The organism is uncultured Caulobacter sp. (assembly GCF_937900395.1).
Classification (GTDB): Bacteria; Pseudomonadota; Alphaproteobacteria; order Caulobacterales; family Caulobacteraceae; genus Caulobacter.
This window is the reverse complement of the sequence record NZ_CALCDX010000176.1, coordinates 1-7,222: the sequence shown is the minus strand read 5'-3', so window position 1 is coordinate 7,222 and position 7,222 is coordinate 1. Positions and strand designations below refer to the sequence as shown.

Annotated in this window: 9 protein-coding genes and 1 pseudogene; 5 read left to right on the top strand and 5 right to left on the bottom strand. The window is 69.1% G+C overall.

Features of this window, described 5'->3' with window-relative positions; all coding sequences use genetic code 11:
• On the top strand, positions 1-308 hold a 308-nt coding region (locus tag Q0379_RS15445), incomplete at its 5' end, for a hypothetical protein (RefSeq protein WP_299010634.1).
• 241 nt (positions 309-549) lie between these two features.
• Here the strand turns inward: Q0379_RS15445 and Q0379_RS15440 are convergent.
• On the bottom strand, positions 550-675 hold the full coding sequence (locus Q0379_RS15440; RefSeq protein WP_299010631.1) for a hypothetical protein: 126 nt from the start codon (positions 673-675) through the stop codon (positions 550-552).
• A gap of 42 nt (positions 676-717) precedes the next feature.
• On the opposite strand from Q0379_RS15440, the pseudogene Q0379_RS15435 reads away from it, so the two are divergent.
• Positions 718-1,095 (top strand): annotated as a pseudogene (locus Q0379_RS15435) (UDP binding domain-containing protein); the annotation flags it as partial.
• A gap of 2 nt (positions 1,096-1,097) precedes the next feature.
• Positions 1,098-2,072 carry an NAD-dependent epimerase/dehydratase family protein gene (locus Q0379_RS15430; RefSeq protein WP_299010629.1) on the top strand — a complete coding sequence of 325 codons (975 nt, stop codon included), beginning with the start codon at positions 1,098-1,100 and terminating at the stop codon, positions 2,070-2,072.
• Here the strand turns inward: Q0379_RS15430 and Q0379_RS15425 are convergent.
• The 3 genes from Q0379_RS15425 to Q0379_RS15415 form a co-directional block, all read right to left on the bottom strand.
• Positions 2,060-2,968 (bottom strand): DMT family transporter, encoded by a 909-nt coding sequence (locus Q0379_RS15425; RefSeq protein WP_299010623.1) that lies wholly within the window; start codon positions 2,966-2,968, stop codon positions 2,060-2,062. The genes Q0379_RS15430 and Q0379_RS15425 overlap by 13 nt on opposite strands.
• Positions 2,965-3,855 (bottom strand): glucose 1-dehydrogenase, encoded by an 891-nt coding sequence (locus Q0379_RS15420; RefSeq protein WP_299010620.1) that lies wholly within the window; start codon positions 3,853-3,855, stop codon positions 2,965-2,967. The genes Q0379_RS15425 and Q0379_RS15420 overlap by 4 nt, the downstream gene beginning before the upstream one ends.
• A gap of 380 nt (positions 3,856-4,235) precedes the next feature.
• Complete coding sequence (locus Q0379_RS15415) at positions 4,236-5,234, bottom strand: NADPH:quinone oxidoreductase family protein (RefSeq protein ID WP_299010618.1); 999 nt, start codon at positions 5,232-5,234, stop codon at positions 4,236-4,238.
• 72 nt (positions 5,235-5,306) lie between these two features.
• On the opposite strand from Q0379_RS15415, the gene Q0379_RS15410 reads away from it, so the two are divergent.
• On the top strand, positions 5,307-6,527 hold the full coding sequence (locus Q0379_RS15410) for an Hsp33 family molecular chaperone HslO (RefSeq protein WP_299010615.1): 1,221 nt from the start codon (positions 5,307-5,309) through the stop codon (positions 6,525-6,527).
• Here the strand turns inward: Q0379_RS15410 and apaG are convergent.
• Positions 6,520-6,954, bottom strand: coding sequence for a Co2+/Mg2+ efflux protein ApaG (gene apaG / locus Q0379_RS15405; RefSeq protein WP_299010613.1), 435 nt, complete (start codon positions 6,952-6,954; stop codon positions 6,520-6,522). The genes Q0379_RS15410 and apaG overlap by 8 nt on opposite strands.
• Before the next feature lie 137 nt (positions 6,955-7,091).
• Here apaG and Q0379_RS24255 point away from each other — a divergent pair.
• Positions 7,092-7,222 (top strand): 2'-deoxycytidine 5'-triphosphate deaminase (locus Q0379_RS24255; protein ID WP_366519328.1); only part of this gene is annotated, 131 nt, incomplete at its 3' end.

Genomic DNA, 7,222 nt, shown 5'->3' with positions numbered 1-7,222 from the left:
AGGACCCGTTCCGCGGGGTCGTCGACACGGCGAAGGTCTCGATCCCGTTGGTGGCGCGCAAGGCGGCGGAGCAACTGCAGTGGCCGGAGGCCCTGGTGGCCGATCCGCACGCGCGCTCGCAGTTCTACCGCGAGGGTTCGATCACGCAGCCGGAGTTCCTTCGTTTCGGCTACCTGCTGGCCGCGCTGGTCGGCGGCGTCGTGGTGGTGTACGCCTTCGGCTTCGTCATCTTCGAAAACCCGCTCGACGCGGCAAGCGCTGCCCGCGCGATGAACGGCACGGTGGCGGGGTCACCCGTGTCGTTGTAGGGCATGATGACCTGCTCGACCGGGACGTAGGCCTGCCGCGGCCGGCGCTCGTTGCCGTCCTGCCCCCACCAGGTCTTGAGGAACGAGCTGCCCTCGAGCGGCAGCATCATCGCCAGCCGGTCGAACTCGGCGCGCCACTCGGGGATGTGCTGCGTGTAGACCGTGTTGATGGCCTTGCCGGCCCTCGCCTGCGCCTCGCCCGCCGGGCCTTCGTCCTGCGCCGTCTCGCGGGCCGGGCCGGTCAGCCGGCTTCGCGCACGAACAGGAGGTACTGCTCCTCGAGATCGTCGACCTCCATGGGCCGGCCGCAGCGCGGGCACGGGGTCGCCGGCAGCTTGCCGCCGTTGAGTTCGGGCTGGAGCCGCATCGCGTGCCAGGGCGGCGCTTCGCCCGGGCGATGCAGCTCGACGATCTGACGGGCCGCACGATCGGCGTGCTGGGCCTGACCTTCAAGCCCAACACCGACGACATGCGCGATGCGCCGAGCCTGGACATCATCCCGGCCCTGCAGGCCCTGGGCGCCAAGGTCCAGGCCTTCGATCCGGAAGGCCGCCACGAGGCCGAGAAGCTGCTGACGGCCATCGACTTCAAGGCCGGCGCCTATGAGGCGGCCGAGGGCGCCGACGCCCTGGTCATTCTGACCGAGTGGGACCAGTTCCGAGCCCTGGATCTCGACCGGGTCAAGCTGCTGATGAAGGCTCCGGTCGTCGTCGACCTGCGCAACGTCTACAAGCCCGCCGAGATGGTCCGGCACGGCTTCACCTACGCCAGCATCGGGCGCGGGTGAGCATGAGCAAGCCGCCCGTCATCGTCACTGGCGCCGCCGGCTTCGTGGGCTACCACGTCGCCGAGCGGCTGCTCGATCGCGGCGAGGCGGTGATCGGCGTCGATGTCTTCAACGCCTATTACGATCCGGCCCTCAAGGAGGCCCGGGCGGCGCGCCTCGTTGAGCGCGCGGGCTTCGAGATGGTCCGGATGGACATCGCCGACCACGAAGCCTTCGCCGCCCTGGTGAAGATGTCGGGCGCGCGTCGGGTGGTCCATCTCGCCGCCCAAGCCGGGGTGCGCTACTCGCTCGAGAACCCGTTCGCCTATGAGCGCAGCAACCTCGCTGGGCATCTCTCGGTGCTGGAGGCCTGTCGCCACGCCGACGTGGAGCACTTGGTCTACGCCAGCTCGTCCAGCGTCTACGGCGACCGGCCGCTGAATGGCGACGGCTTCAAGGAGACCGATCCGGCCGAGAGCCCGGTGTCGCTCTACGCCGCCACCAAGCGCTCGTGCGAGCTGCTCAGCCAAAGCTACGCGCGGCTTTACGGCTTTCCGCAGTCGGGCCTGCGGTTCTTCACGGTCTACGGGCCGTGGGGCCGGCCGGACATGGCCTATTACGGCTTTACCGAGAAGATGCTGAAGGGCGAGCCGATCGAGGTCTTTGGCGAGGGCAGGATGGCCCGCGACTTCACCTATATCGACGACATCGTCGACGGGGTCCTCGGCGTGCTCGATCACCCGCCGGCGAAGGGCGGGCACGAGGTCTACAACATCGGCGACAACGACCCGGTCGGCCTGATGGACATGATCACCACGCTGGAGGCGGCGCTGGGCATCGAGGCCAAGAAGGTGTTCCGTTCGATGCAGCCAGGCGACGTCACCGCCACCTTCGCCAATATCGACAAGCTCCATGCCCTCTGCGGCTACAAGCCCAAGGTCAAGTTGGCCGAGGGATTGGCGAAGTTCGTCGCCTGGCGGCGCGCTTACGCGGGCTGAGCCTTGGCGCGCTGAGCCAGCTGATGCTCGCGCCAGGAAATGAAGAGGGTTGAGGCCACGACGATCGCCGCTCCGACCAGCGTCGCCGGCTTCGGGACCTCGTGAAACAGCAGCAGTCCCGCGCCGACGGCGAAGACGAGGCGCGTATAGTCGATCGGCGCCATGACGGCGGCTTCGCCGGCCTCCATGCCCTTGATGTAGGCGCCCTGGGTCAGGGTTCCGATCACGCCCATCGCCGCCAGGAGGCCAAGGTCGGGCCAACTCGGCCAGCGCCAGACAAAGAGCGCCGGTGGGATCGCGAAGATCAGGCCCAGCACCGCCGCGTAGACCAGCAGCACGAACGGGCTGTGGTCGCGGGTCATGACCTTCATGCCGGTGATGGTCAGGGCGAACAGGAAGGCCGAGGCCAGGGCGCAGACCTGCGGCCAGCCGATCCAGGCGCTCCATCCGCCTCCATGGGCCCCTCCCGCGCCGGGCCGCAGCATGATCAGCACGCCGATGAAGCCGACCAGCGCGGCGCCGATGCGCAGCGGCCCGATCGGCTCGCGCAGCACGAAGGCCGCAAGCGGCACGAGCCACAGCGTTCGGGTGAAGGACAGGGCGTTGGCGTCGGCCAGCGGCAGCTTCTGGTAGGCGTAGAAGCCCATGATCAGCGCCAGCACCCCGGCGCTGGAGCGGAAGATCAGGATTCCCGGCCGCGTCGTTCGGAACGCCCCGCGCCAGTCGCGGGCGATCAGCGGCAGCAGCACGATCACGCCCGCCAGCTGGCGGTAGAAGGTCTGCAGCGCCGCCGGATAGCCGGGGCCCAGGAACTTGATCAGGGTCGTCATCACCGTGAAGTCGACGGCCGAGGCCAGCATCCACAGCGCCCCGCGCAGGTTGGGGGTCAGGCTCACCCCGCCCCGCCGGACGCGATCAAGGCGGCCCGCATCTGCTCGGCCTGTTCAGGCGTGATGCCCATGGCCGCCAGGATCGGCGAGGGCGTGTTGACGTCCCAGGCGCTGCGCGGCCCGACGGTGATGCCGCCGTCGACCACGATATGCGTGCCGGTCACGAATTCGGAATCGTCGCTGGCGAGGTAGAGCGCCGCGCGGGCGATGTCCTCAGGCAGGCCTGACTTCGGGATCGGCTGAATCTTCGGGCCGATCTGGGCGACCTGAGCGGCCATCTGGTCGGCGACCTCGCGCGGCAGGCCCATCGAGGCCCCGAAGATCGAGGTGGCGATCAGGCCGGGACAGATCGCATTGACCCGGATCTTGCGCGGCGAGAGTTCAGCGGCCGCGCAGCGGCTCATGTGGATCACGGCGCACTTGGCCGTCGAATAGGCCAGGGGGCCGAAGCCCGCCTGCAGCCCCGCGATCGAAGCGGTGTTGATGATCGAGCCGCCGCCGCGCTTGGCCATCAGCGGGACGGCGTGCTTCATGCCGATCGCTGGGCCGCGGACCAGCAGGGCGAAGGTCTTGTCCCAGCCGTCGACCGTCATGTCCTCGACCCCGGCCGGCGTGCCGCCGTGGCCGGCGTTGTTGAACAGGATGTCGAGCCCGCCGAAGGCGCTTTCGGCCAGGCCCAAGGCGGCGGCCACGTCGGCTTCCGAGGTCACGTCGCAGCGGACGTAGCGGACGCGGTCGGGGAAGCGCTTTTCCAGCATCGCCCCCTTCTCGTCCTGCAGGTCGGCGGCGACGACGAGCGCGCCTTCCGCCACGAACAGTTCGACCGTTCCGAGCCCGATGCCCGAGCAGCCCCCGGTGACGACGGCGACCTTGCCGTTCAGACGTCCGACCATGGCGTTTCCCTCCGCGCTGTCCGACCTCTCATGGATCGGTGATCATTGATCATCTTCGCGAAGCGCGGGCGTCTTGGCTAGAGCGCCATACCCGAAAAGGCGTGTTGGTCGGTGGTGGGCGGCAACTCGGCAAGCGCGGCGACGGCGCCGTAAGGCCCCTGTCCGTCGCCGCGCCTGCCTAGCGTCACCTTGCGCCCCCTGAGGCGGCCTCGACGCGGAAGTCCCGTGTCGGGGCGTGAGCGGCCCGGCCATCCGCCGCTTTGCTCGGTGGGGTGAGCGTCTTCGGCGGCGACCGAACCGGGGGCACAATCGCCGAGCAACCTGTCTGCTTCGCTAAGAAGGACGATTAGCGAACCTTAACCAAGCCCGACGAAACGTGGTTAATCGATCGTGATCACCACCTTGCCCATCGCCTTGCGGCTGGAGAGGTGAGCGATGGCCTCGCCGGCCCGCGCCAGGGGGAAACGCTCGGACACGTAGGGCCGGATCTTGCCCGCCGCGTAGAGGTCCATCAGGTCCTTCAGGTTGGCCGCGTGGCCCTTGGGATCGCGCGCCACGGCCGCGCCCCAGAACACCCCGACGATGTCGCACGACTTCAAGAGGGTCAGGTTCAGCGGCACCTTCGGAATGCCCGACGGGAAGCCGATCACCAGGAAGCGGCCCTCCCAGCCCGAGGCGCGGATCGCCGCTTCGGAATAGTCGCCGCCGACCGCGTCATAGGCCACGTCCCAGCCGTTCGACCCGCAGGCGCCCTTGAAGAGCTCGGCCAGGGCCTTCTGGCCGTCCTTGTCGAACGGGCCGCGAGGATAGACGACGCCGCTGTCGGCGCCGTGCTTGATGGCGAGGTCGACCTTCTCCTGGCTGGAGGCGGCGGCCACGACCTTGGCGCCCATGGCCTTGGCCAGCTCCACGGCCGCCAGGCCCACGCCCCCGGCCGCACCCAGCACCAGCAAGGTCTCGCCGGCCTTCAGATGGCCGCGGTCCTTCAGCGCGTAGTACGAGGTGCCGTAGGTCAGGACGAAGGCGGCGGCCTCGTCGAACGGCATGTTGTCGGGGATGTGGGTGCAGCGGCCCTCCTCCAGGGCCAGCTTCTCGGCGTAGCCGCCCCAGCCGGTCGAGGCCAGCACCCGGTCGCCGACCTTGAAGCGGGTCACGCCTTCGCCGACGGCGGCGATCACGCCCGAGACCTCGCCGCCCGGCGCGAAGGGGCGCGGCGGCTTGAACTGGTACTTGTCCTCGATGATCAGCACGTCGGGGTAGTTGACGCCGCAGGCCTTGACGTCGATCAGCACCTGACCGGGGCCAGCGACGGGATCGGGGAGCTCCTCCAGCACCAGGGTCTCGGGGCCGCCGACCGCCTTGCTGAGCACCGCCTTCATCTCGCCTCTCCCTGCGATTGTCTTTAATCAAGGCCGGGACGCTAGCGCGGGACGCGTCGCCAAGGAAGCAGAATGTCAAACAAGTGTTTTAGCCTCGCCCTGCACGGCGGCGCCGGCGCGAAACGGGGTCACGACTACGCCGTCGAGATCGCCCACATGCGCGGCCTGGTCGAGGCCGCCCGCGACCGCCTGGCGGCCGGCGCCAGCGCCCTGGACGTCGCCGTCGAGACCGTCGTCGCCCTCGAAGCCAGCGGCCTCTATATCGCCGGCCGCGGCGCCTCGCCCAACGCCGACGGCGAATACGAGCTCGACGCCAGCCTGATGGATGGAGCGACGCGCCTGGCCGGCTCGGTCGCCGCCCTGCAAGGCTTCAAGAGCCCGATCCTGGCCGCCCGCGCGGTGATGGAGCACACGCCCCACGTGATGCTGGCCGGCCAGGGCGCGATCGACTTCGCCGCCGAGCAGTGCCTCGAGACCGTCGAGGATCCGGACGCCTGGTTCACCCGCGCCGGCGCCTTCGAGGACAACCATCCGCCGGACGCCTTGCCTACCGGCACGGTCGGCTGCGTGGTCCGCGACGCCGAGGGGCGCCTGGCCGCCGCCACCTCGACCGCCGGCGTGTTCGGCAAGCGGCCCGGCCGGGTCGGCGACTCGCCGGTGATCGGGGCGGGGACCTATGCCGACGCTCACGCCGCCGTCTCCTGCACCGGCCAAGGCGAGTATTTCATCCGCGCCGCCGTCGCCGCCCAGATCGCCCATCGCGTCCGCTTCGGCGGCGAGGGGCTGGAGGCCGCGGCCCTGCAATACTTCCGGCAATCCGAGCAGATTCCTTCCGCGCTCAGGATCGCGGTGGCCGAGCATCGTGTCGCCGGTGGCGGGCGCCACTGGCGCGTGGGCGGCGTGCTCGCGCAGTTCTTGCCGACCTCCCCGGAGCGCATGCGGCAGGCCGATCTCGACCCCGGCGATGCGCCGGCCGGCACGATCCGGCATGTGGTGGCGGAGGACGATGCCTGGGTGGAGGCGCGCGCACTGGTCGAGACCACCGAGGACATCGAACTCGTCGACCCCGAACTGGGGCTCGACCGGCTGCTCTATCGCCTCTTCAACGAACGCGGGGTGATCGTTTCGGATCCCGTCGCGATGCTCGACGAGTGCCGCTGCTCGGAGGAGCGCATCCGCGAGACCTTGCAGCAGTTCCCGGCCGATGAAGTTGCCGGGATGCGCGAAGATGACGGCATGATCGCCGTCACCTGCGAATTCTGCGCGCGCAAATACCGCCTCGCGCTCAGTTGACCGTGCGCGGCGCGAAGGGCGCATCCAGCGAGAAGGCGGGGATCGCCACCTCGAAACGCCGGCCATCCGCCGCCACCATCTCGTAGCTGCCGACCATGATACCGTGACCGGACGCCAGCGGGCAGCCCGAGGAATAGCGGAAGATCTCGCCGGGCTTCAGGATCGGCTGCTCACCGACGACGCCGAGGCCGCGCACATGCTCGGTGCGGCCGCCGCCATCGGTGATCTCCCAGTGCCGCGCACGAAGCTGGACGGTGTCATCGGAGAGATTGCGGATCTCGACGGCGTAGACCCAGAAGAACTCGCCGATTTCCGGTCGCGAGCGCTCGGGCGCGTATTCGGGTTCGACAGTGACTTCGATGCTTTCCGTGACGGCGCGATACATCGGCTTCAGGCCTGCTCTTGTGGCGTTTCCCGGCCAAAGCATGCCTTCGGTGCGGCAAGGCGTCAATCAGGGGCGGATTTCCTGAAAATCTGGGGACCGAGGACTGCGGCGGTGTGCGATTGGTTGCCATGCCCGGAGGCCTGCTGTAGCGATCTCCAACCGGTTTGAGGGGCAATCACGTGAGCGGTACCGCGGCAGAGGCAGGGATTTTCTCGGATGCGATGATCGAGGGCCTCGTGGCCGATCGCGCGATCCTGCTGCCGATGCCGCTGGCGAACGGGCAGGTGCAGCCGGCAAGCCTCGACCTCCG

Excerpts from the sequence above, each read along its gene's own strand:
- Q0379_RS15420 (WP_299010620.1), bottom strand. The coding sequence starts at position 3,855 with ATGGTCGGACGTCTGAACGGCAAGGTCGCCGTCGTCACCGGGGGCTGC.
- Q0379_RS15410 (WP_299010615.1), top strand. The coding sequence starts at position 5,307 with ATGTCAAACAAGTGTTTTAGCCTCGCCCTGCACGGCGGCGCCGGCGCG.
- Q0379_RS15430 (WP_299010629.1), top strand. The coding sequence starts at position 1,098 with ATGAGCAAGCCGCCCGTCATCGTCACTGGCGCCGCCGGCTTCGTGGGC.
- Q0379_RS15440 (WP_299010631.1), bottom strand. The coding sequence starts at position 675 with ATGCGGCTCCAGCCCGAACTCAACGGCGGCAAGCTGCCGGCGACCCCG.
- Q0379_RS15415 (WP_299010618.1), bottom strand. The coding sequence starts at position 5,234 with ATGAAGGCGGTGCTCAGCAAGGCGGTCGGCGGCCCCGAGACCCTGGTG.
- apaG (WP_299010613.1), bottom strand. The coding sequence starts at position 6,954 with ATGCTTTGGCCGGGAAACGCCACAAGAGCAGGCCTGAAGCCGATGTAT.